The sequence below is a fragment of the Paenarthrobacter sp. Z7-10 genome, assembly GCF_026932795.1.
Taxonomy (GTDB): Bacteria; Actinomycetota; Actinomycetes; order Actinomycetales; family Micrococcaceae; genus Arthrobacter_M.
Window position 1 is genome coordinate 38013 of the sequence record NZ_JADPVH010000014.1, and the last position, 22647, is coordinate 60659.

The following is a 22647-nucleotide window of genomic DNA, read 5'->3' on the forward strand; positions in this document are numbered from 1 at the left end:
GGTGTCCGGCGCGCAGGCCCCGACGGCGGAACGTGTGCTGGACTCACTGATGCGCGCCTGAGGCTGCATCAGCCGATGACCAGCACGGTGACCTTCCAGACGCCGCCGGCTTTCTCCAGCCGCATAGCCACGGCCCGTGCCCGGCTATGTTCCGAGACGACGAGCGAGGATTCGTAAACACCGGGGGCGACGGGGCAGCAGTGCACCGAGCGGACCAGCGGATTGCGGTGCAGCTGGCGCACGTTGCCCTGGCTGGTCGCTGCCTGAGCGGCGCGGGTCAAGGCGGCGCGGACTTGGAGCGCATCAAAGCTTCGGGGGTCCAGCCAGCGTGCCAGCTGTTGGACGGGCCGGATTCCGGCCAGCACTTCGATGGCGGCTTGGCCGATTTTTGCGGCCATGGCCGTAACCAGACCGGTTTCGTCCGCGGCGTCCGAAGGACGCGGGAGGGCTATGACCGCAGCAGCTGCGCCGCGTGCGCGGGCTGCTCCGCCGCTGACTGGATCCGACCAGGTTCGGTGTCGTGCCGGCATCGGTATAACCGGCGCAAGTCCATCGGGCGGATCCAGGTCCGGCGCGGGGCGGGTCCGGATCGGCACAGCAGTTCCGCCTGAGGCATGGTCGTGGATCGGGGATGATGCCCTGATCGGGGTCGGCTGTACCTCCAAGACTGGTTCCGCGTCCCGATTTCCAACTGGGGCATATCCTGACTTAGGTGCTGTCGTGGCAGTCATGGCTTTCCTTTGCGCTGGTCCCGGATTGATCGTTCCCCGCCCCGGGGTTATGGAGGTGGCGGCTGCAGTATCTGACCCGGATGCAGCACATTCGGATCGCTGCCGATAATGGCGCGGTTCTCGTGGTACCAAAGCGGCCACTGCGCGGCAATCTCAACGTCCGTGGCGAATGGACCAAGCTCCCGTGCGGCTATGGTCCACAGCGTGTCCCCGGCGAGGACCACTAAGGCATTTTCCACCGCTGGGATTTGCCGCCCGGACGCCGGTCGGGCGGCCCCTTCCGGTTCGGCGGATGCGGCACTGCTGGCAGCGGGGCGGCCGCCGGGCAGCAACGCGCCCGGAAGGAACCACGATGGCGCTCGCCGCTGTGCCGGGGCGAGGAGTCCCGGATCCGGGATGGGCGCCCGAGGTTGCCAAAGGGGATTTACCGGTTCCTGGTCAGGCCTGCCGGAGGGGCCGGACGTCGATGCGGCGCTGCTGGACACCGAAACGGCTGCCGGGGGATGCCACAGCGGATCCACCACAGTTGAGGCGTGGGCCAGCGGGGCGGCGAGCAGGTTCAGTCCCATCACCGCTGCAGCCAGGCGTCGCATAAAGGCCGGAGACAGGCTGCCTGCCGCCGCGGCCAACCGACTTAGGCCGGCTCGGTAGAGAATCGCCGCGACGAACGCCAACAGCATGCCCGCCAGCCACCAGATCACCGCTCCGACTCCAATGATGGCCGCCGCCGCACCCAAAACATCCGCAAAACCGAGCGAATGCTGCAGATGGCCCTCGATTGTCCAATGGCGCCAGATGGAGCTGCCCGCGAAGGCCAGAGTCGCAGCCAGCGTGAGGATGGTAAGCGCCATGGCGGCGTCCGCCCGCATTCGCTTTTGCATCGTTCCGCCCCATCCGGCTTCGTTTGATGTTGTTTGGTACTGTTTCCTTCGTTTAAGTTAGTTTGGGCGTCTGGAATTGGTTTGTCCAGCTTTTGTTGGGCCCCTGTGGACAGTGCACTTCTTGACGCTCCGCAGTGGTGCTTCTACGCTGGCCGCATGCGCTGGGATGGGCTTTTCGGGGATATGGAGGCGCAGCTTGCCGCCGCCCGCCAGCAGGATCTGGAAACCGAAATCAGTGAGCGGGTTCGACTGGAGCTTGCCGGAATCTCGCTGGCGGACCGGCTCCGCGCGGCGGCAGGTTCTCAGCTGCACATCACCGTGCGCGGGCAACTACAGTTTTTCGGAACCGTTTCCTGTGTGGGGTTGGACTGGTTGCTGTTATCCGTCAGCACCCGCTCGGTCCTGCTGCCGCTGGGCGCTTTGGTCCGTGTTTCGGGGTTGGGGCCGCAGGCGGTGGAGCCGGTCGGCAGGGTGGGCATTTCTCTGGCGTCGGCGCTGCGGAACCTGATGCGGGACCGCGCTGGTGTCGTGTTGTATCTGGCCGACGACGGTAGTCCTGACGCCGGACTGACGGGTGTTCTGGACGGCGTGGGACAGGATTTTGTCGAATTCTCCGTGCTGCCGGCCATGGAGCCGGCGCGTTCACACAAGGTGACCGCACGGTATGTCGTGCCCTTTTCGATGCTGCTCGCGGTGGCCTCGCAAGCTGAGGACCGCCCATAGGTTCCACACCACGGATGCTTTGGAATGCCTGCGCTGGCCCGCGGTTCGGTGGCGTACACCGGGTCGGCTTCCCATTTGGGCTGATGCGGTCAATGATGAGGGACGAGCTCAAACAACTGGGCCGGCGAATCTCCTCCGAAGGCATTGCCTACCCCTGAGGCTGCCCTCCGCGGCTACGCAGTGGAGGGCTTTTCCGGTCAGCGGATCCGTCCCGTGCTGCGCTGGCCGACTTCTCATAGGCCTGGGCGATGAATTCCTCCAGCATTTGCGCTTCGACGCGCCACTGGCCCCGACCCCCAATTTGGATGGCAGGAAGCTCGCCCGAGCGGACCAGGGCGTATGTTTGGGAGGATGAAATATTGAGTACCTCGCCGACGTCCGTCAAGGTCAGGAAACGCTGCTCAGCCATGGCGCGCCTCTTCGGCGCTGAACCATACCCGCCTGCGGTCATGTGCATCACCTTCGGCGGTCCGCGCCACAGCCGAGTCGAGGAACAGATTGCATGGCATACCTGCATTGTGCCATGTGGTTGCCTGAATCGATCGCTTATCCACAGCCCGGTGGCTCCCGTTGTGCACCATTTGCGGGCAATTCCTGCCAGGGGGTTTCATTCCGTTCCCCGAACCGCTAGAACTAGGAGGACGAGGCACCCACCGGTGCCTCAGGGCGGAACTTTCGGGGAGCCACTTGTGGGGATCGAATGAGCCTGCGCGCACCCGTGGCGGCCGGCCGGTTGAAGAAGCCGACGTGGAAGGATCCACGGCTGCTGGTGGGAATTCTGCTCGTGCTGGCCTCGGTAGCCTCCGTCGTTGCCCTGGTGGACGGAGCTGACACCACCATCGAGATGTATGCGGCCAAGGACACCATTGTCATCGGGCAATCCATTCAGGCCGGCTCGCTGGAGCGGGTGCGCGTCAATCTCGGCGACGTGCGCGGCGCCTATTGGGCGACTGCCGAGGAGCTGCCAGCCGGTCAGGTGGCGGTCCGGCTCGTACCCAGGGGCGAGTTGCTGGCCAAAGCAAGTGTTGGCAGTGTCGATGCGCTGGACCGGAAACCGGCCGCGTTGTCGGTCGAGGAAGCCTTGCCAAAGGAGGCCGTGGTGGGGTCCAGAGTGGATGTTTGGATTTCAATGCCGGATGCCCGCAACGGCTATGTCCCGCCCACCCTGCTCTTGCCCGGAGCGGAAATTTCGGATCTGACGCCCGGCTCCACGGCACTTGGCGGCACCAGGATGACGACCCTGCACGTGCTGGTTACTGATCGCCAAATGCCGCTGCTGCTGGGCGCGCTGGCCAACAAGGCAAAGGTTGCCGTGGTTTGGAATCCGGCTGGCGGCCAGCAGTGACTATTCCGATTGTTGCCGTTGGTGAGGGGTCCGAGGAGCTGATCGGCGGCTTGGAGCGGCTGCATGGGCCTGTCACAGTGGTACGTCGCTGCGCCGAATTGGCGGAGCTGTTGGCAGCCTGCCAAAGTGGGCTTGCCCGTGCTGCGTTTATTGCCGAGGGAAGCTCGGAACTTACGGCCACGCTGGTCGACCGGCTGGCGGCTGTGGGGGTGGCGGTCCTGGTGCTGATGGACGACGTGCGCGAGGCCGGACGGTTGCGTGGCATCGGGGCAGTGGTGGTCGGTGCGCAAACGGATGCAGCCGCGCTGGCGGAGCAGATCACGGACGTCGTCGGTGCCAGAACCGGCACGCGGCCCGGTTCGATTGGGCCGGTGCTTCCGGAGGGCGGCATGCAGGCAGCCGGAATGCGAACGGATGCAGAGCGCACCGGTCCGGGTGGAGTTGCCGGATCGCACCAGGACGGCGGAACGATTCTGGCAGTGTGGGGACCAGCCGGAGCACCGGGTCGAACCTTGGTGGCTGTCAATATCGCGGCCGAACTTGCCGCATCAGGCAAATCCGTGCTGCTCGTGGACGCCGACACCTATGGCGCCAGCGTGGCCTCCAGCTTGGGCCTGTTGGACGAGTCGGCCGGACTGGCGCAGGCCTGCCGGCTGGCCGACCAGGGACTGCTGAACGTGGAGTCGCTGACCAAGGTAGCCACCCCGGTGATCTTCGCCGGGGGACAACTGCGGGTGCTGACGGGTCTTACGCGGCCGGACCGCTGGCCGGAGCTGCGCAAGGCCGCGCTGGGAATGGTGCTGGCCCGCAGCCGCGAGGTCGCCGACGTAACGGTCATCGACTGCGGATTCTGCCTCGAATCCGATGAGGCATTGAGCTACGATACCGTGGCACCGCAGCGCAATGCGGCAACATTGGGCAGCCTCGCCGCCGCCGACCTGATTTTCGCTGTTGGCTCCGCGGATGCAGTGGGGGTGCCCAGACTGGTGCGCGGACTGGCCGAACTCCGTGCCGCCGTGCCAGGAACCACCACCAAGGTGGTGCTGAACAAAATGCGGACCGGGGCCGCCGGGCGGGGCCCGGAACGGGCGTTGAAGCTGGCGTGGGAGAGATTTGGCCCGGGCAGTGAAATCGATCATTTTCTGCCGTGGGACCCCTCACCCGCCGATAGAACCATGCTCGCCGGCCAGCTCCTGCGCGAGGCCGCTGCCGGCTCCGTTCTGCACCGGGCGATCAGCGCCCTAGTTTGTGCACCCGTCCAGCGGAGCCGCAAATCCGCTGTCCTATCTGCCACAGCACGGCTGCGCGTTTCGCGCTAGGCTCGGGTTCGGGGCCGCAAAGAGGCGGTTCCAGAAACTTTGACGGAGGCGTTTTTTTCATGTCGTCTGGATCCAACACGGTCGATTCCCCGCTGGTCCCCCTCGCTGTTGATCCGCTCATAGCTGACTACTACGAACACATGGCCGCCGAGGACTCTCAGGGCTATGACCAGCAGACGCTCGCGGAAAGGGTCCACACCCATTGCCGGCTGGCACAGGACCGCAGCCCTGGTTCGGTGAAGGTTGAAATCGTCAACGAGGCGCAGCGAAGCGTTGTATTCATCGTTACCGACGACATGCCGTTCCTGGTCGACTCCGTCAACGCCGAACTGGTCCGCCAACAGGCGGCCATCCAACTTGTGATCCACCCGATGTTCGTGGTGACCCGCAACCGTGAAACCCATGCGCTGGTCGCGGTGGCCCGGGTGCCTTCCCATCTCGGTGTTGCCAGCGGCGACACCGCGGCGATGCCGAACCTCTCCCACTTCGTTGCCCGCGGGGACAACATCTCCTGCATGGAATCCTGGATCGCCGTTGAAATCGAGCGCACCGGGGACGAGGCACGGGACGCCCTGGTGTCGGGACTAATCAAGACCCTTGCCGACGTCCGCGCAGCGGTCGAGGATTGGCAGCCCATGCGGGAGCGTGCGCTGCGCTGCGCCGGGTTGCTCGCTGAGGTGAACGCCGCGGAGAACATCGTTGACCTTTCCGAAGCGGAGGACCTGCTGCACTGGATGGATGCAGGCAATTTCACCTTTCTCGGATACCGCGAGTACGACCTCGTTCGCCAGGATGGAGAGGATGTCCTCCTCAATCGGGAAGGCAGCGGCCTGGGCCTGCTGCGGGACGGCGCGGATTCCCGGCAGATCCAGCACCTGACGCCAACGGGGCAGCAGAAGGCGCGGGAAAAACGCGCGCTTGTCATCACCAAGGCTAATTCGCGCTCCAGCGTCCACCGCGCGGCGTATCTGGACTACATCGGAGTTAAGTCCTTTGACGCAGCCGGCAACGTCAGCGGCGAGCAGCGCTTCATTGGGCTGTTTGCCTCCACTGTGTACACCGGATCGGTACGCAACATTCCGGTGGTTCGCGAAAAGGTTGACGCCGTCCTGGCCCACTTTGGATTTCCGCCGGATTCCCATTCCGGCAAAGACCTTTTTGCGGTCCTGGAAACCTATCCACGTGATGAATTGTTCCAGATCGAAGTGGCGGACCTGATCGCTACCGCGCAGGGGATCCTGCGACTGCAGGAGCGTCGTCGGACCCGTTTGTTCCTGCGCCCGGACATTTACGGCCGGTTCATGTCCGCGATCGTCTTCGTCCCGCGGGACCGCTACACCACCCCCGTCCGGCTGCGGATCGAAAGCGAACTCACCCGCACATTCGCCGCGGAGTCCATCGACTTTGAGGCGAGGATGAGCGAGTCCGCGCTGGCCCGGCTTTTCTTCCGGATCCGGCTGCCCAAGGGCGCCCACGTCGGCACTGTCGACGCCGCCGCCCTGGAGCAGCGGCTGGTGATGGCCGCGCGGTCCTGGGCCGAAGGCATCACTGAGGTGCTGCACTCGGCGCATCCGCTGGAGGATGCCGATCACTTGGCCGACAAATGGGCCGAAGCCTTTCCCGCGGGCTACCGGGTCAACTTCGAGGTTGAGGACGCGCTGGAGGATATCCGCCGCTTCGAGGAGTTTGACGCGAACTACAAAGCCCAGCTGGCCGCCGGCTCAGGAACGGATTCCTGCCGGCCGGGAATGCAGGTCTATGTGCCGGCCGGAACGCAGGAGGAACCCCACGAGGATGCCCGCGTCAAGCTCTATATGGCGGAACCGAAGAGCCTGAGCCAGATCATGCCGTTCTTCCACAACCTGGGCCTTGAGGTCCTCGACGAGCGGCCCTTCGAGATTGAGACCAGGGACCGCCGGGATTTTTTTCTCTACGATCTTGGTCTGCGGTATCCGGCTGGAATTGACCCGATCGCCACGGGGGCGCTGCTTTCCGAAGCCTTCGGTGCGGCCGTTACCGGTGCCAGCGAATCGGATTCCTTCGATCGGCTGGTCCTGCGCGAAGGCATGGCCTGGCGCCAGGTGGTAATTCTGCGCAGCTACGCCAAGTACCTGCGCCAAATGGGCAACACCAACTCCTACGGATTCGTGGCCGACACTCTGCTGGCCAATCCCGTCGTCGCCCGGGCCCTCGTTGAACTGTTCGAGACGAGCTTCGATCCGGACATCGAGGCGAAGGGCCGGCCGGAACGGCTGGAGAACGTGCGGGGCCGGCTGGCCGCGGCGCTGGAGCAGGTCCCGACCCTGGACGCGGACCGGGTGCTGCGCACCCTGCTGAATCTGGTCGAGGCCTCGCTGCGCACCAATTATTTCCAGAACAAGCCGTACCTGAGCGTTAAACTCAGTTCCACTTCGATCGAGGGATTGCCGTTTCCCCGGCCGCTGTACGAGATTTGGGTGTATTCCCCCCAGGTCGAGGGGGTCCATCTGCGGTTCGGCAAGGTGGCCCGTGGCGGCCTGCGCTGGTCTGACCGGCGCGAGGATTTCCGCACTGAAGTCCTCGGACTGGTCAAGGCACAGACGGTCAAAAATGCCGTCATTGTGCCGACAGGCGCCAAGGGTGGTTTCTTCGCCAAGGCCCTGCCGGATCCGGCAGTGGACCGCGCCGGATGGATGGCCGAGGGCATTGAATGCTACAAGACCTTCATCCGGGGCCTGCTGGACCTGACCGATAATCTGCTCACCACCTCCGACGGTGAACAGCTGGTGCCGCCGGCCAACGTAGTCCGGCACGACGACGACGATTCCTATCTCGTGGTGGCGGCGGACAAAGGCACGGCGTCGTTTTCCGACATCGCGAACTCGATCTCCGCCGAGTACGGGTTCTGGCTCGGCGACGCCTTCGCCTCCGGTGGATCGGTCGGGTATGACCACAAGGCCATGGGCATCACCGCCCGTGGTGCATGGGAATCCGTCAAGCGTCACTTCAGCGAACTGGACGTGGACACCCAAACGGAGGACTTCACCGTCGTGGGCGTCGGTGACATGTCCGGGGACGTTTTCGGTAACGGCATGCTGCTCTCCGAGCACATCAAGCTGGTCGCGGCTTTCGATCACCGGCACATTTTCCTGGACCCGAACCCTGACACTGCGGCATCCTTCGCGGAGCGCCGCAGGCTCTTCGAGCTGCCCCGCTCGTCCTGGGCGGACTACGACACCACACTGATCAGTGACGGCGGTGGCGTGTATGCGCGCCACGTCAAGGCCATTCCGATCTCCGAACCCGTCCGGTTATCTCTGGGGTTGCCGGAGGGAACGCAGCGGCTTAGCCCACCGGAACTGCTCCGCGCCATCCTGCTGGCCCCGGCGGATCTGCTCTACAACGGCGGCATTGGGACGTACATCAAGGCCAGCACGGAAACGCAGGCCGAGGTGGGTGACAAGACCAACGACGGAATCCGGGTGGACGGCCGGGACTTGCGCGTCAAGGTTGTTGGTGAGGGCGGAAATTTGGGTATGACCCAGCGCGGCCGCGTCGAAGCCGCCCTGCACGGGGTAATCCTGAACACCGACGCGATCGACAATTCCGCTGGGGTGGACTGTTCGGATCATGAAGTGAACATCAAGATCTTTGTGGACCGGATGGTGGCCGCCGGAAATCTGGACCCGGCGGACCGTGCGGCTTTCCTGGCCGAGATGACCGACGAGGTCGGCCGGCTGGTGCTCGAGGACAATGTGGACCAGAACATCCTGCTGCTCAACGACAGGCTTCGGGTAGTGGAATGGAGCCCCAGCTATGAACGGCTGATGGACTGGCTCGAAGCCTCGGCGGACCTCAAGCGCGACCTTGAGGCGCTGCCGTCCACGGCGACGCTGCAGGCGAGGCTGGAAAGCGGCCAGGGACTCACCTCACCGGAGCTTTCCGTACTGGCGGCCTACGCCAAGATCGAACTTGCGTCCGCGCTGCGGGACAGCGATCTGGCCGACGACCCCTGGTTCCGGCAGACGCTGCGGAAGTATTTCCCTGCACAGCTGGCGGAACGTTTTGACGCGGAGCTGGATACGCATCCACTGCGGCGCGAAATCATTGCCACAGTAGTGTCCAACGACATGATTAACCTTGGCGGCATAACGTTCGTCTTCCGGACCATGGAAGAAACGTCGGTGAGCGAGGTCGTCGTCGCCCGGGCGTTCGTGGCGCTGCGCGAGATCTACCGGCTCGACGAACTGGTCGACGCGCTGAACCATTTGCCGGCGTCGTTCCCCACCGAACACTGGTGCAGCATCCACCTGGATATGCGCCGGCTGCTGGACCGGGCGGTTCGGTGGCTGGTGAATCAGGGTACCGGTCAACGCTCCATCGAGGACGTGGTGCGGCAGTTCCGGCCGGTTGTGGACGAACTGGGTGGCCGGTTGGAAGGTTACCTCTGCGGTGAGGACAAGGAACGCGTGAAGACGTGGCTGGCACGCTCGGCCGAATGGGATGTACCCGCCGGATTGGGTAAGCGGTGGGCCGAGCTGTTTGAAAGTTTTGCCTTGCTCGACGTGGCGAAGATTGCCGAACACATTGACGAGCCGGTCGACGACGTCGCAAAGGTCTACTATGCGCTCTACGATCGATTCGGTGTGGACCGTCTGCTGGAGCGGATATCGGCGCTGCCCCGCAAGGACCGCTGGGAGGCGTTGGCCCGGGCCGCGCTGCGTGACGACCTTTACGCCACTTCCGCGGACATGACAAAGGCCGTGATGCAGGGTACCGACGCCCAGCAGGAGGCGGTGGAGCGGATCGATGAGTGGGAGAGCCAGAACGCGGAACAGCTGCAGCGGGCCAAGAAGATGTTCGAGGAGGTCAACCAGCTCGAGCGCGATGACATGGCCTCGTTGTCGGTAGCATTAAGGCTTCTGCGCTCTATCGTGCGCCGCTGACGCCCGACCGGGCTTGGGCCTGCGGCCCGGGACCGGTGCGGCCCATCAAGGAGACACCGCTGTGGCCATTTTTACCGACCCCATCAGGGAACACGCTGACTTTGGGCCAGGAGACGCCGAGTGGCTGCACCTGCTGGTGGGCGACTGGCAACTGGTGGCGGACCTGGCCTTCGCAGATTTGGCCTTGTGGTTTCCGCATCCGGAGCTGGAATATGTCGCTTTGGCCCATGTGCGCCCTTCCACCACGCACACGGTCTTTCATTCGGACTTCGTCGGCGACAAGATCCGCAGCGATCTGGCGCCGCTGGTGAACCGGGCCTGGAACAGCCAACTGATCGAACGGTCCGGTGAAACCAGCGGCTGGAGTTCGGACATGGCGATGCGGGTGGAGGCGGTGCCGATGGTCCGCAACGGCCGAACTCTGGCCGTGGTGACCTCGCATATGGATCTGTCCAGCTCACGGATGCCGTCCCGGCTGGAGCTGACTTACCGCCAATGTGCCTATGATCTGCTGAAGATGGGCACGCTCGGGCTGTGGCCGGATTTTGCTTCTCCCACCGGGTCACGGCGTGGCGCACCCAGGGTTGGCGACGGACTGATCCGCCTTGATGCCGAGGGCATCGTGCAGTACGCCAGTCCAAACGGAGTGTCGGCGTTCCGCCGGCTTGGCGACATCGAATCCCTGGAGGGGCGGTCCTTGGCCGAGGTCACAGCGGGTCTGCTCACAGACCGTCGGCTGGTGGACGAAACGCTGCCGCTGGTGGTGACCGGGCGAATGCCATGGCGCACGGAAATCGAATCGCGGGGCGTGAGCCTTTCCCTGCGCGCCATTCCGCTGCGCGACGCCCATGAGCGTTTTGGCGCCGTGGTGCTGTGCCGTGATGTTTCCGAGCTGCGCCGCCGGGAGATGGAACTGGTGACCAAGGACGCCACGATCCGGGAAATCCACCATCGGGTGAAGAATAATCTGCAGACGGTGGCGGCGCTGCTGCGCATGCAGTCCCGCCGGATGCGCAGTGAGGAGGGCAAACTCGGCTTGGAACAGGCCATGCGCCGGGTGGCGACGATCGCCCTGGTGCACGAGACGCTGTCCCAGGGCCTGGCCCAAAGCGTTGACTTTGATGAGCTGATTGGCCGGCAGTTCCGGCTGTCCGCGGAGGTGGCGTCCCCCTCACAGAAGGTTCACACCGAGCGGGCGGGTGTTTTCGGTGAGCTTCCCAGCGACTTCGCGACCCCGCTGGCGCTGGTGATCAACGAACTGGTGACCAACGCCGTCGAACATGGCCTTCAGGATCGCGGCGGGACGGTCTGGCTGCTGGCCGGGCGGAGTATTGGGGAAGCCGGCGAGGAGATCCTCAAAGTCACGGTGGCCGACGACGGTGTCGGGTTGCCGGACGGAGCGCACGCGGAGGGGCTGGGACTTCAGATTGTGCGCACCTTGGTCACCAGCGAGCTGGGCGGAACGATGCGGTGGTCCCGCCGGGACGGGGGCGGCACCGCCGTCGAGCTGGAAATGGTGCTGCACAACCGTGCTTCATAAGCGCGCTCATGCTTCCGCCGGGAAGACTGCCGCCTTCCGGCGGAGGACGAAGCCCTTACCGGGATCAAAAAACCGCCGGCCCGGTGCGGACCGACGGTTCTTGAAAGAGAGTTTCGGCTTCGGTCGACCATCCGGGGGCGGTCGTCCGAAGCGTGCTAACTGGCCCGGCGGGCCCGGGCCGCACGCCGCTTAAGCGCGCGCCGCTCGTCTTCGCTCATCCCGCCCCAGACGCCCGCGTCCTGGCCGGACTCAAGGGCCCATTGGAGGCAGGTGTCAACGACCGGGCAGCGGCGGCAGACACTCTTGGCTTCCTCGATCTGAAGCAGGGCCGGACCGGTGTTTCCGACGGGAAAAAACAGCTCCGGGTCCTTGTCGAGGCAGGCCGCGCGGTTACGCCAATCCATGCTGATCACTCACTCCTTTGAAACGATGCCGCAATCCCTGGAACGGGTGCTTGTGAAAAGATTCACTTGCGGATGCATAAGTAAAGGGGGCACAAAGGGCCCCCTTGGTCACTTCGTTAAGCGTTTCACGTTAACTGTGTGTAAACAAGAGGTTTAAGCTTAGTATTGGCTGCATGCCGTGAGCGATGTATCACATCGACACGCGCTGCCATGGCCTTGGAACGACTATGTCGGGTACTGTGCCTTTGTGTCAAGACCCCCAAAAAGTGCCTCCCCGCATCCCGATCCGGCCGACTCGGTCCCTCTTCCGCCCGGATCGCCGCGGCGCCCGGCCGCAGTGCTGGTGGCCGCCGCGTTGCTGGCGTTGGAATCCCTTGCCGTGCTTGCCGTGGCCGTCTGGTATATCGTGGAACTGCTGAGGGTCACCCCTGTTTCGATGGGGGGCGCGATCTTTATGATTGTGCTGCTGTTCGGGGCGGCAATTGGGCTCGGGGCCGTCGCCATCAATCTGTACCGCGGTTACCGCTGGACGCGTGCGGCGGCATTCGTTTGGCAGCTGCTGATGCTGGCCATCGCCGTTCCCATTCTGCTCGCCGGCCGGCCGCTGCCCGGACTGACGCTGCTGCTGCCGGCGTTCGTGGTCGCCGTTCTGCTGTTCACGCCCAAGGTGGTTGCTTTCACGCTGCGTTCCCGCGGCGGCACGCCCGTGCTCTAGCACTCACCGGCAGCGCATTTTGTGGGTGTGGGCGCTGCGGGGCGGATCCCGCGGCAGGGTTTGTTCCGCTCATGGCGCCGCATGGGCCAGCTGCAGCCATTCCATGCCTCCATTTACCATCAGTACCGCTCGTCCCGGTGGCGGGGACTGGCCCCAGACCTCCAGGCGGACACCGAAGAAATCGCCATCCTGGGACCGCCGGGGAGCCAGAACCAATCCGGTTCCGCTGTTCCGCCCCCAGGCCGTCAGGGGCAGACGGCCCAGCGCCGCCGGATTGTTTCCGGCCGTGGCGACGATGAGCGCCCCCGCCCCCTGCAGGAAAGTCAGGGCTTCGAGTTCGGCAGCCGATAACCTGTCAATGTCATCCGCACAAAGAGTCGTTCCGGCAAAACCCTCTTCCCGATCGTGGCGCCTGCCCCAACAGTCCCTCCAGTAATCCGCGTCCACTGCCGCGGAATCGGCCGCAGCCGAGGAACGTGGACCGAGCCACCCTTTGCGGTCCGGATTGAGCCGCCGAAGTGCGGTGAGCAGATTTGTCTTTCCGGAACCCGGAGCCCCGATGGCGAGCAGGACCGCCCCCGGGGACAGCCGAACACTGACCGGAGAATGGCCGTCCCCGCCCAGCCCCAGCAGCAGGTCCTCGGCGCCCGGACCTGTTCCGGCGCGAACAGCATCCTGGATCGAAACATAACCGGGCAGCGCCCGGACACGGAACGGCAACCGGAGCGCCGGCTGGACTGAGGCCTCCGGCCGGGGCGCCGGATGTGACCCGAGGCGGATCATTTGGGCCAGATGTCCCAGTGCGGGACCGCCGGCGTCGGCTTCGGCGATCGGGCCCAGTGCGCAGGCACGATCTGTCACCGGCTCAATGCGCGGCAGGCGTGGCCACGCCGACATGGCTTCGGCACTGGCGCCACAGGGGAAATACAGCCGGTTGGGAATGGAAGCCACAAACCGGGCGGTGACCAGTTCGCGGTCGCCGCTGATAATCGCCACGGCGTCGGCGTTCTTCCCGTCGCGGATGATGTCCGCCAGCAGGTCCTCGGCCCATGGCCACGGTCCCGACCGGATCGTCGAGAGCCAGCGGCCCCACGCCGTGACGGCAAGGCCCAGCAGCGGCGGTCGCTGGGCCGGAGCCCTCCCGGCGCCGCCCACCTCGGCGCCGCCCACCTCGGCGCCGCCCACCTCGGCGCCGCCCACCTCGGCGCCGCCCACCTCGGCGCCGCCCACCCCGTAGCCTGTATGGCGCGTCCGTCCACCGAGCTCTTGGCTGAACCTCTGGAGTAACCGGACCACTGCTCTCATATCCTCGGGCAGCAGGTAGGCACCGACCGCCGGGTTGTTCCTGAAGCCCAAAAGCGATCCGTCGCCATCCAGGCAATACAGCGCATCGCCAGGGACATCCCGCGCGAGCAGCCCCGCAGCGGCCAGTGCAGCTGCGGTGGACGCGCCACGGCCGGGGGGACCGATCAGCGCCAGATGAGACTGATCAACCGGGCTCCACACCAATGGCACCACGCGCTGGCGTTCCGGGACATCAAGCAGGCCAAGGGGGACGGCATCAGTGCGCCCGGCCGCCGAGCCGGCCTCGGAGCCTCCGTGGGTGCTGGGCCAGGCCGCCATGTCGGCTGCGTCCAGCACGCTCGGCAACTCTGGCGCCACGGGGGAGGGCGGCAGCGGCAGCCGCACCTCGGCCTGGACCGAACAGAGCAGGGCAACCAGTTCCGTTGCAGGATCCGCCGGCACCGGCACCGACATCGACACCGGCGCTGCGCTGCGCTGCGGGGTGGAATTTTCCGAGACCGCGGTCAGGGTCGGGGTAATCAGGGCACTGCCCCCGGCTTCTGCCCGGGGACTGCATCGGAACTGTTCCAGCGTCGCCGCCTGAAACTCCACCGGAACGTCATTGCCGCCTTGGAAATAGGCTCGGCCGGGCAGCGCTACTGGAATCCGGGCCGCGAGTGGCGAATCGATCACGTCGAGGGATTCGAAGCTGGATTTGACCCGCAGGCAGATGCTGCTGGTGACGTTGGCTCGAATGTCGGCGGAAATCGCGCCCTGTGGTCGTTGAGTGGCCATGATCAGATGGATTCCAAGGGATCGACCCACGGCGGCGATGTGCATTAAGTCGGTCAGTGCCTGCGGAACCTCGTCCATCAGGACCCGAAATTCATCGATTACGATGACCAGCCGCGGAATCGGCTCGAATCCTGACGGACGGGTGAGGACATAGGAGGCCAAATCCCGGGAGGCCGCCCGTGACAACAGGTCTTCGCGTTTATGCACCTCCGCGTTCAGTGAGGCCAGAACCCGGTCCATGGCACTGCCGGAAAGGTCCGTCACCAGGGCAAAGCAATGCGGCAGTCCGGCCAGCGGCGCTAAACCGGACCCACCCTTGAAATCGATGAACAGAAATGAAACGAGGCAGGGTGGGTGATGCAGCGCCAGTGCGACCACCAGGGTCCGCAGGAGTTCCGTCTTGCCTGAACCGGTGGTGCCGGCCACCAGCAGGTGCGGACCATCCCGGTCGAGGTCCAGCAGCAGGGAGGCTTGGGCGCTGACTTCGACGCCGGCTCCGGTGACTCCGATGGGGACCGGGCGAAGGGGGGCCGCCGCGAAACGCTGCCAGTCCGCGGTGATGGCTTCGGCGGACAAATTCGCCGGATCCGCGAGAATGTAGTCACCGGGCGCCGGTCCCAGTCCGGGCGCCGGTACCAGTCCGGGCGCCGGACGTGCGCGGGCTGCGCGCCCGCCGGGTTGAGCAACGGAGCGGATCCGCACGTAGCGCTCAAATGTCCGGGTGCTCACCAGATCGGGCACAAATTCGAGTCCGGCATAGGAACCGACGAGCCGGCCATTCTTGACGGCCAGCAGGACCGTCCGGTCTCCGGGTGGCGCCGGAGCGTCCGGCGAGGTACGGCAGCGGATCAGCATCCGGAAGGCTGATCCGGCTGGCAGCGGCAATCCTGGACCGCTTCCGGCGCTGGAGGTGCCATGTCTTGTGCCCACGGCGGTGAAGTTGTCTTCGTCATCAATAGAGATCATTACTGGCAGCGGATCCTGACCCAGCGGGTCCGTCGACACGTCCGGGCGGGTGGTGAGCCCGACCAGCGGCAGGAAGCGTGCGGCCAGGGGCAGCCGCTGCGGGGATCCGGTCACCACGGTGGGCACACACGCCGCATCCAGCTGCATTAGGAGGAATCGCAGCAGGCCATCGACGGCGTGGATCGGCCCACTGACCAGCAGTTCCGGTACCTGCTCAGATTCCACCAGGACGGGCATGTCCGGCAGCAGCGGAGGTTCGAACTCCGGATCGAAAGGCTCGAGGGAGATATTGGCACGCTGGCGAGCGGTCCCCATTCGGAGCCGGAATCCGCCGTCGTCGGCCGCGCACCGCTTGTCGAACCTCATGCCGGAGCCGGTTTTGAGATAAAGATCCGCCGCAGAGGGTGCAGCCGAGCGGCGGCGCTCGCCGTCAGATAGAACAGCATTGGCCAAATCAGTTCGGAATTTTCTGCGGCGCTTCCGCCCTCCGGCCAGCGGAACAGCGGCGGCCACGACGGACATGGCGCTGAAGGCCATGTACATCCACTGCCCGGTCAGAATGGCAAGGCAGGTGCCAAGCAGCAGTGACAACCCGCTCACGGCCACGGCGGTCCACGCGCCGCGGGAGCTGCTGCGGGGGAACCTAATTAACAGCGGCGGCACCGCAGCCGACCCTGCCAACCCCGCGGGCGCGGCCGACCCTGACCCTGCCGCCCCCGAGGACCCTGCGAATCCTTCGGACGGGCCGCATGAGGCCTTGAGGCCGGGGGGAAGCACGGGTAGGAACATGAGAGTGGCCGTGCTGGAGCCCACCCTGAGGATCTGGCCGACCGCCAAGGTCTGCTTGGGAGCAGCCAGACCGTCCACCTCGACCGGATGGGAGGACCCGGCGGCGGTGACAGTCACGCACCGGGCACCGATGACCAGGTCCGCGCAATGGCGGGACAGGCAGGGATCACCGATGTTGATCTCGACCCAGCCTCGTCCAATCCGGTACCGGCCGCGCTGGAGCGGGAAAACTGCCCCGGCATCGGGACCGGACTGGACGGCCAGCACCAGTGCCGGTATCGGACTGCGTCGATGGACCGGCGGCGTCGTGCCGGCCACCACGACGGCACCGCTGATCAGGGGAGCGGTGCCCACGATCAGCTGCTCCACAAGAATGCCGGCGATGCTGAACAGGACTCCGGGCCAGCGAAACGAAAGCCCTTCGGCCACGGTGCGCCCCGGTGCGCCCCCCGGTGCGTCGACGGAAAGTTCCGTTGCTTGGATCTGGGGACCCGCGGGGGCGGCCACCAGGGTCAGTTCCAGTCTCATCTGCACCTCCGCGGTCGCCGCTCCAATGCTGATAAATCGTAGCTGCCTCCGCGCCGCCGGAGGGAGGGTAGACCGCTTCCTGTGGAGGCCCCGCGGTCATTGACCCACAGGTGAGGAGGAGACGTCTGGTGCACGAATTAACTCCCAGCCCGCAAGCGTTGCATGGCGGACCAACGTGTTTGTGTCCACGTGAACTCCGCCACGACCCTTTCCTGACACTGCGTGAATGACATGGAGTACCCGGAAACCTCGGTACGCTTGGTTGAGAATCAGCGTCATTTGAATTATGTGGTGACCCGCTTTTTATCTGAGATAAAGGACAGAATCTGTGAAGATCGCCGTAATTGCCCTCGGAAAGATTGGCCTGCCGCTCGCCGTCCAGTTCGCCGCCAAGGGCCATGATGTCGTCGGCGTGGACGTGAATGCCCAGACCGTGGATCTGGTCAACGCTGCCAAGGAACCGTTTCCCGGTGAGGCGGGGCTGCAGGATCAGCTCTCGGCTCTCATTCCGTCCGGGCGGCTGCGCGCGACGACGGACTATGCTGACGCCGTTCCGGATGCGGACGCGGTGGTGCTGGTAGTTCCGCTGTTTGTGGATGCGCAGGCAAAACCGGACTTCGGCTGGATGGATGCGGCCACCGCGGAGCTGGCCAGACATCTGACGCCGGGGACACTGGTTTCCTACGAAACCACACTGCCGGTCGGTACGACACGCACACGGTGGAAGCCGGCTTTGGAAGCGGGCTCCGGCCTGCGCGAGGGCGAAGACTTTCACCTGGTGTTTTCTCCTGAGCGGGTTCTGACCGGCCGTGTGTTCGCGGATCTGCGCAAATACCCGAAGTTGGTGGGCGGACTGTCCGAGGCAGGAGCCGCACGGGGTGTGGAATTCTACGAGGCGGTGCTTGACTTCGACGAACGCCCGGACTTGAAGCGGCCCAACGGTGTTTGGGACCTCGGCTCGGTGGAGGCCGCAGAATTGGCGAAACTCGCCGAGACCACCTACCGGGACGTGAACATCGGTCTGGCCAACCAATTCGCCCGGTTTGCCGCCACCGTGGGCATCGACATTTACCAGGTGATAGAGGCTTCCAACTCCCAGCCGTACAGCCACATCCACCAGCCCGGTATCGCTGTGGGTGGGCACTGCATCCCGGTCTACCCGCGGCTCTACCTCTGGAACGATCCCAGCGCCACAGTGGTGCGGGCCGCCAGGGAAGCCAACGCGGCGATGCCCGATTACACCGTGGGTTTGCTTGAGGGCGCCTACGGCGATCTGACGGGTGCGCGCGTTGTGGTCCTGGGGGCCTCCTATCGTGGCGGGGTCAAGGAGACCGCTTTCTCTGGCGTTTTCGATGCTGTCGCGGCGCTGACCGCACGCGGAGCCAGCGCGCTGGTCCATGACCCGCTCTACTCGGATGCCGAACTGGCCGGGTTCGGTTTCGAGCCTTACCATATGGGTGAACCGGTGGATGCCGCCGTCGTCCAGGCAGACCATGCGGAATATCGTGAACTCCGTCCCGCGAACCTGCCCGGGGTGAAGTACTTCAGAGACGGACGCCGGATCAGCAGTGCGGATCAGTGGCCAGGTGTGGGCTACCGGGTTATCGGCAAAGCCTAAACTGGCACGATGGCCGCGGACCCTGCCGGGCTGCCCGGTTCAACCGTTTTTCTGAAGAGGAGCACACCATGAGCAACGTCGCCGCCAGCGCGGACGTCTCTGAACAGGCGACCCTTGGTCTGGGAACGAAAGTCTGGCACTTGGCCCAGGTGCGCGAAGACGCAAGTCTCGGCGAGAACTGCATCGTGGGCCGAGGTGCATACGTCGGAACGGGCGTGCAGATCGGGAAGAACACCAAAATCCAGAACTATGCCCTCGTCTATGAACCGGCACGGCTGGGCGACGGCGTTTTTATTGGACCGGCCGTGGTGTTGACCAACGACACCTACCCGCGCTCGGTCAGCCCGGACGGCACACTCAAAAGCGCCCACGACTGGGTTCCGGTTGGCGTTACGGTGTGCGATGGAGCCTCGATCGGCGCCCGCGCCGTTTGCGTGGCTCCAGTGACCATCGGACGCTGGGCGACAGTCGCGGCGGGAGCCGTCGTAACCAAAGACGTTCCGCCGTTCGCCTTGGTGGCCGGTGTCCCGGCCCGGCGGATCGGATGGGTCGGTAAGGCCGGTCATCCGCTGCGCGCTGAAGGCGATTTTTGGACTTGCCCGGCAACGGGCGATAAATATATTGAAGAGGGAAATTCCCTGAAAGAGGCAGAGGAAAACGCATGAGCCAGGATTTCATTCCCGCAGCCAAGCCGATCATCGGGGACGAGGAGCGCGCCGCCGTTGACGCCGTCCTGGCCAGCGGCATGCTTGCGCAGGGCCAGCAGGTAGCGGACTTTGAGCGCGAGTTTTCCGAGGTGCTGCTCGACGGACGCGCAGCTGTGGCGGTGAACTCAGGAACTTCGGGGCTGCACCTCGGGCTCCTTGCAGCCGGCGTGGGCCCAGGTGATGAGGTCATCGTTCCGTCCTTCACCTTCGCGGCAACCGGCAACTCGGTTGCGCTCACCGGTGCCACCCCCGTCTTTGCCGATATCGAGCTCGATCACTATGCCCTGGACGTTGCGCACGTCGAGTCGCTGATTACAGAGCAGACCAAGGGCATTATGCCGGTGCACCTTTACGGCCACCCCTTCGACGTTGAAGGGTTGGGAAAACTGGCAGCGGACCGCGGCCTCGACCTCTATGAGGACGCAGCCCAAGCGCATGGGGCCAGCGTGAACGGCCAAAAGGTCGGTACCTTCGGCACCTTTGCCATGTTCAGCCTCTACCCAACCAAGAACATGACCTCCGGCGAGGGTGGCATGGTCTCCACCTCGGACGCGGCAGTCGAGCGCAACCTGCGCCTGCTGCGGAACCAGGGCATGGAAAAACAGTACGAAAATGAGCTGATCGGATTTAATGCCCGGATGACGGATCTGCACGCCGCCATCGGCCGCGTCCAGTTGACCAAGGTGCTGGGGTGGACCGCGCAGCGTCAGGCCAACGCCAGCTTCCTCACCGAGAACTTGGCCGGCGTCGGCACACCCAAAGTGGGCGCCGGCGCTGTGCATGTCTATCACCAGTACACAATCCGTGTATCCGAGGACCGGGATGGCCTGGCCAAGGCACTTCGGGCGGAATACAACATCGGATCCGGGGTCTACTACCCCGTCCCGAACCACCGGCTGCCCTCCTTCAACCGCACGGAGGATCTGCCCAACACCGAAACCGCAGCCCGGGAAGTGCTGTCGCTGCCGGTGCATCCGTCCCTAAGCCAGGCGGACTTGGAACGCATAGTCGATGCCGTCAATACGCTGGCCAAGGCCGGCTCCTGATGGCCGCCCTACGCGTGGGACTCATCGGCTTGGGCATGATGGGCCGACATCATGCGCGGGTGATCCGCGAGCTGGACGGTGTTGAGCTCGTCGCCGTAGCGGACGCCAACGGCGATCCGCACGGGGTTGCCCGCGACCTTCGGCTTCGGTCCTCGGTCGGCGAGCTGATCGACGCCGGATTGGACATGGCCGTCGCCGCCGTGCCAACTGGAATGCACGAGGAAGTCGGACTGGCGCTGGCGGAAGCCGGCGTTCACACGCTGGTTGAAAAGCCCATCGCCAGTAATGCAGCTGCCGGCCAGCGCCTTGTCGACGCCTTCGAAGCTCAGGGCCTCGTGGGCGCCGTCGGACACATAGAGCGCTTCAACCCTGCTCTGCAGTCGCTGCGCCGGCGGATCGAGTCCGGAGAGCTGGGTGAGGTCTACCAGATCGCCACCCGGCGGCAGGGCCCCTTTCCGGCCCGCATTGCCGACGTTGGAGTCGTGAAGGACCTCGGCACGCACGATATCGATCTGACGGCCTGGTTGGCGCAAAGCAGCTTCGAATCGATATTCGCCCGGACCACGACCCGCAGCGGCCGCCCGCATGAGGACATGGTGGCGGCAACGGGCCAGCTGGTCAACGGAGTCATCACCAACCACCTGGTGAACTGGCTCTCCCCGATGAAGGAACGGCTGACAGTGGTGACGGGGGAGAAGGGAGCCTTTGTGGCGGACACCGTCACGGCCGACCTCACGTTCTACGAAAACGGCACGATTGCCGCCCAATGGGAGTCCATGGCTGCGTTCCGTGGCGTGTCCGAGGGCAACGTGACCCGACTCGCCATCGCCAAGCCGGAGCCGCTGCGGACCGAGCATGAAGCTTTCCGGGACGCCGTGCTCGGCATCCGCAATGACGTGGTAACGATGAAGGAGGGACTGGACACCATCGTGGTCGCGGAAGCAGTCCTGGAGTCCGCCAACTCCGGACAGATGGTGAGGATAGCAGCTTCGTGACGGCGCCTGCCCCAGTGAAAGTCATCGTAGCGACACGGCTCTTTACGCCGGAGGTGGGCGCGGCCGCGTTCCGGCTGCAGGCCCTGGTTGAAGGGTTGATTAAGGCGGGCGCCGACGTTCGCGTGATCACCACTCGACCGCCCGCAGGATCACAGGCCTTTGCCTCCGAGTATCGGGTGTCGCGCTGGCCCGTGTTGCGCGACAGCGGCGGAAATGTCCGCGGCTACCTTCAATACCTCAGCTTCGATATTCCGCTTTTCTTTCGGCTGCTGTTGGCCGGAAGGGCCGACGTCATTGTTGTAGAACCGCCACCAACCAGCGGCATAGTGACAAGTGCAGTCTGCTGGTTGCGACGCATTCCTTATGTCTACTTTTCGGCCGATGTCTCTTCATCGGCGGCTAAGGGGATTGGGCTGGGCGGTATCGGCTTAAAGATCCTTACAGCCCTCGAGCGTTTTGTCCTGCGTTCTGCCGCAGGCATTTTGGCCGTATCGGACGGGGTTAAGTCCGAAGTTTTGGCCTTGGCCGGAAACGGAATCAAGGTCCACGTCGTTGGCACGGGGGTAGACACATCGGTTTTTACACCTGACGGCGAACATAAAACGGGTCAAGGCCGCTATTTCATCTACGCAGGGACGATGTCGGAAATTCAGGGGGCAGGTGTCTTCGTTGATGCCTTCGTCTCAATCGCCGGCGAGTACCCAGACGTGCGGTTATTCATGTTCGGCCAGGGTGTCGAACTGGAAGCTTTGAAACAGCGGGCGTTTGCCGCCGGCCCGCAAATCGTTTTCCTGCCACCGGCTCCCGGGCCGGACGTCGCGGTCTGGTTACGTGGGGCCGTTGCCAATCTGGCGTCTGTCCGTCCAGGCAAGGGGTACGACTTTGCCTTCGCAACGAAGTCCCTGGCGGGTCTAGCCGCCGGTGCTCCCGCCATCTATTCCGGAGTAGGACCCATGCGCCAACTCGTGGAGGATCACCGCTTGGGATGGACGTGCGATTGGGACCCGGACTCTGTTGCCGGCGCTATGAGGGAGGCAATCAGCGGTGAACCGAGTGTCGAACGACGGCGGGAGCTTGCTGCTTGGGTTGAGCGGCACCATTCCCTGCACCGGGTGGGCACTGTTGCTGCTGGAAAAATCTATGATCTTTTGGGGCGGGAATCGGCGCTGGGATGCCCGGAAGCCTAGCGTTCCTTCCGGCTGGGGTTCGGTTCATCTGACCTGGCGACGGATGAACCGTGGGGGCACGCGCTGCCATGCCGCAACCGCCCGGATGCTGTGATTTTGGTGCGGATGCAAGGGCCGCTGCACGGACAGATGCGGGGGGCAAGCCCATT

General features: G+C 64.7%; 16 protein-coding genes. 11 read left to right on the plus strand and 5 right to left on the minus strand.

Translation table 11 applies throughout. The features are described from left to right. Window positions 1-68: 68 nt before the first annotated feature. Window positions 69-530, minus strand: coding sequence for an Rv3235 family protein (locus tag IV498_RS06255; protein WP_269045707.1), 462 nt, complete (start codon window positions 528-530; stop codon window positions 69-71). 248 nt (window positions 531-778) lie between these two features. After that, entirely contained in the window at window positions 779-1582 is an 804-nt protein-coding gene (locus IV498_RS06260; protein ID WP_269045708.1) for a LysM peptidoglycan-binding domain-containing protein, read from the minus strand. 135 nt (window positions 1583-1717) lie between these two features. Between IV498_RS06260 and IV498_RS06265 the strand changes: the two genes are divergently transcribed. Then, on the plus strand, window positions 1718-2335 hold the full coding sequence (locus tag IV498_RS06265) for a hypothetical protein (RefSeq protein ID WP_269045709.1): 618 nt from the start codon (window positions 1718-1720) through the stop codon (window positions 2333-2335). Window positions 2336-2483: 148 nt separating this feature from the next. Here IV498_RS06265 and IV498_RS06270 read toward each other — a convergent pair whose 3' ends face one another. Further along, window positions 2484-2744, minus strand: coding sequence for a helix-turn-helix domain-containing protein (locus tag IV498_RS06270; protein ID WP_269045710.1), 261 nt, complete (start codon window positions 2742-2744; stop codon window positions 2484-2486). Between the two features lie 291 nt (window positions 2745-3035). On the opposite strand from IV498_RS06270, the gene IV498_RS06275 reads away from it, so the two are divergent. The 4 genes from IV498_RS06275 (at window position 3036) to IV498_RS06290 (ending at window position 11464) form a co-directional block, all read left to right on the plus strand. Further along, window positions 3036-3680: a hypothetical protein gene (locus IV498_RS06275; protein WP_269045711.1), complete on the plus strand. Its 645-nt coding sequence runs from the start codon at window positions 3036-3038 to the stop codon at window positions 3678-3680. Beyond that, on the plus strand, window positions 3677-4999 hold the full coding sequence (locus IV498_RS06280) for an AAA family ATPase (RefSeq protein WP_269045712.1): 1323 nt from the start codon (window positions 3677-3679) through the stop codon (window positions 4997-4999). Before IV498_RS06275 ends, IV498_RS06280 begins: the two co-directional genes overlap by 4 nt. A gap of 59 nt (window positions 5000-5058) precedes the next feature. After that, window positions 5059-9924 carry an NAD-glutamate dehydrogenase gene (locus tag IV498_RS06285; RefSeq protein WP_269045713.1) on the plus strand — a complete coding sequence of 1622 codons (4866 nt, stop codon included), beginning with the start codon at window positions 5059-5061 and terminating at the stop codon, window positions 9922-9924. Between the two features lie 61 nt (window positions 9925-9985). Next, window positions 9986-11464: a sensor histidine kinase gene (locus IV498_RS06290; RefSeq protein WP_269045714.1), complete on the plus strand. Its 1479-nt coding sequence runs from the start codon at window positions 9986-9988 to the stop codon at window positions 11462-11464. 155 nt (window positions 11465-11619) lie between these two features. On the opposite strand, the gene IV498_RS06295 is transcribed toward IV498_RS06290, so the two are convergent. After that, on the minus strand, window positions 11620-11868 hold the full coding sequence (locus tag IV498_RS06295) for a WhiB family transcriptional regulator (RefSeq protein ID WP_003804966.1): 249 nt from the start codon (window positions 11866-11868) through the stop codon (window positions 11620-11622). 178 nt (window positions 11869-12046) lie between these two features. On the opposite strand from IV498_RS06295, the gene IV498_RS06300 reads away from it, so the two are divergent. After that, window positions 12047-12583 (plus strand): hypothetical protein, encoded by a 537-nt coding sequence (locus tag IV498_RS06300; RefSeq protein WP_269045715.1) that lies wholly within the window; start codon window positions 12047-12049, stop codon window positions 12581-12583. Window positions 12584-12652: 69 nt separating this feature from the next. On the opposite strand, the gene IV498_RS06305 is transcribed toward IV498_RS06300, so the two are convergent. After that, window positions 12653-16945 carry an FtsK/SpoIIIE domain-containing protein gene (locus IV498_RS06305; protein ID WP_269045716.1) on the minus strand — a complete coding sequence of 1431 codons (4293 nt, stop codon included), beginning with the start codon at window positions 16943-16945 and terminating at the stop codon, window positions 12653-12655. 328 nt (window positions 16946-17273) lie between these two features. On the opposite strand from IV498_RS06305, the gene IV498_RS06310 reads away from it, so the two are divergent. The 5 genes from IV498_RS06310 (at window position 17274) to IV498_RS06330 (ending at window position 22498) form a co-directional block, all read left to right on the plus strand. After that, entirely contained in the window at window positions 17274-18563 is a 1290-nt protein-coding gene (locus IV498_RS06310) for a nucleotide sugar dehydrogenase (protein WP_269045717.1), read from the plus strand. A 68-nt stretch (window positions 18564-18631) separates the two neighbouring features. Further along, window positions 18632-19228 carry an acyltransferase gene (locus IV498_RS06315; protein ID WP_269045718.1) on the plus strand — a complete coding sequence of 199 codons (597 nt, stop codon included), beginning with the start codon at window positions 18632-18634 and terminating at the stop codon, window positions 19226-19228. Beyond that, a complete protein-coding gene (locus IV498_RS06320) occupies window positions 19225-20316 on the plus strand; it encodes a DegT/DnrJ/EryC1/StrS family aminotransferase (protein WP_269045719.1) in 1092 nt (363 codons plus the stop codon). The genes IV498_RS06315 and IV498_RS06320 overlap by 4 nt, the downstream gene beginning before the upstream one ends. Continuing rightward, complete coding sequence (locus IV498_RS06325; protein ID WP_269045720.1) at window positions 20316-21311, plus strand: Gfo/Idh/MocA family oxidoreductase; 996 nt, start codon at window positions 20316-20318, stop codon at window positions 21309-21311. Before IV498_RS06320 ends, IV498_RS06325 begins: the two co-directional genes overlap by 1 nt. A 14-nt stretch (window positions 21312-21325) precedes the next feature. Beyond that, window positions 21326-22498, plus strand: coding sequence for a glycosyltransferase (locus IV498_RS06330; protein ID WP_269045721.1), 1173 nt, complete (start codon window positions 21326-21328; stop codon window positions 22496-22498). The last annotated feature ends 149 nt before the right edge of the window (window positions 22499-22647 follow it).

Bases quoted from the DNA above. Each gene is read 5' to 3' on its own strand.
- IV498_RS06255 (WP_269045707.1), bottom strand. From the start codon at position 530: ATGCCGGCACGACACCGAACCTGGTCGGATCCAGTCAGCGGCGGAGCA.
- IV498_RS06260 (WP_269045708.1), bottom strand. From the start codon at position 1,582: ATGGCGCTTACCATCCTCACGCTGGCTGCGACTCTGGCCTTCGCGGGC.
- IV498_RS06270 (WP_269045710.1), bottom strand. From the start codon at position 2,744: ATGGCTGAGCAGCGTTTCCTGACCTTGACGGACGTCGGCGAGGTACTC.
- IV498_RS06275 (WP_269045711.1), top strand. From the start codon at position 3,036: ATGAGCCTGCGCGCACCCGTGGCGGCCGGCCGGTTGAAGAAGCCGACG.
- IV498_RS06285 (WP_269045713.1), top strand. From the start codon at position 5,059: ATGTCGTCTGGATCCAACACGGTCGATTCCCCGCTGGTCCCCCTCGCT.
- IV498_RS06295 (WP_003804966.1), bottom strand. From the start codon at position 11,868: ATGGATTGGCGTAACCGCGCGGCCTGCCTCGACAAGGACCCGGAGCTG.
- IV498_RS06305 (WP_269045716.1), bottom strand. From the start codon at position 16,945: ATGAGACTGGAACTGACCCTGGTGGCCGCCCCCGCGGGTCCCCAGATC.
- IV498_RS06315 (WP_269045718.1), top strand. From the start codon at position 18,632: ATGAGCAACGTCGCCGCCAGCGCGGACGTCTCTGAACAGGCGACCCTT.
- IV498_RS06320 (WP_269045719.1), top strand. From the start codon at position 19,225: ATGAGCCAGGATTTCATTCCCGCAGCCAAGCCGATCATCGGGGACGAG.
- IV498_RS06325 (WP_269045720.1), top strand. From the start codon at position 20,316: ATGGCCGCCCTACGCGTGGGACTCATCGGCTTGGGCATGATGGGCCGA.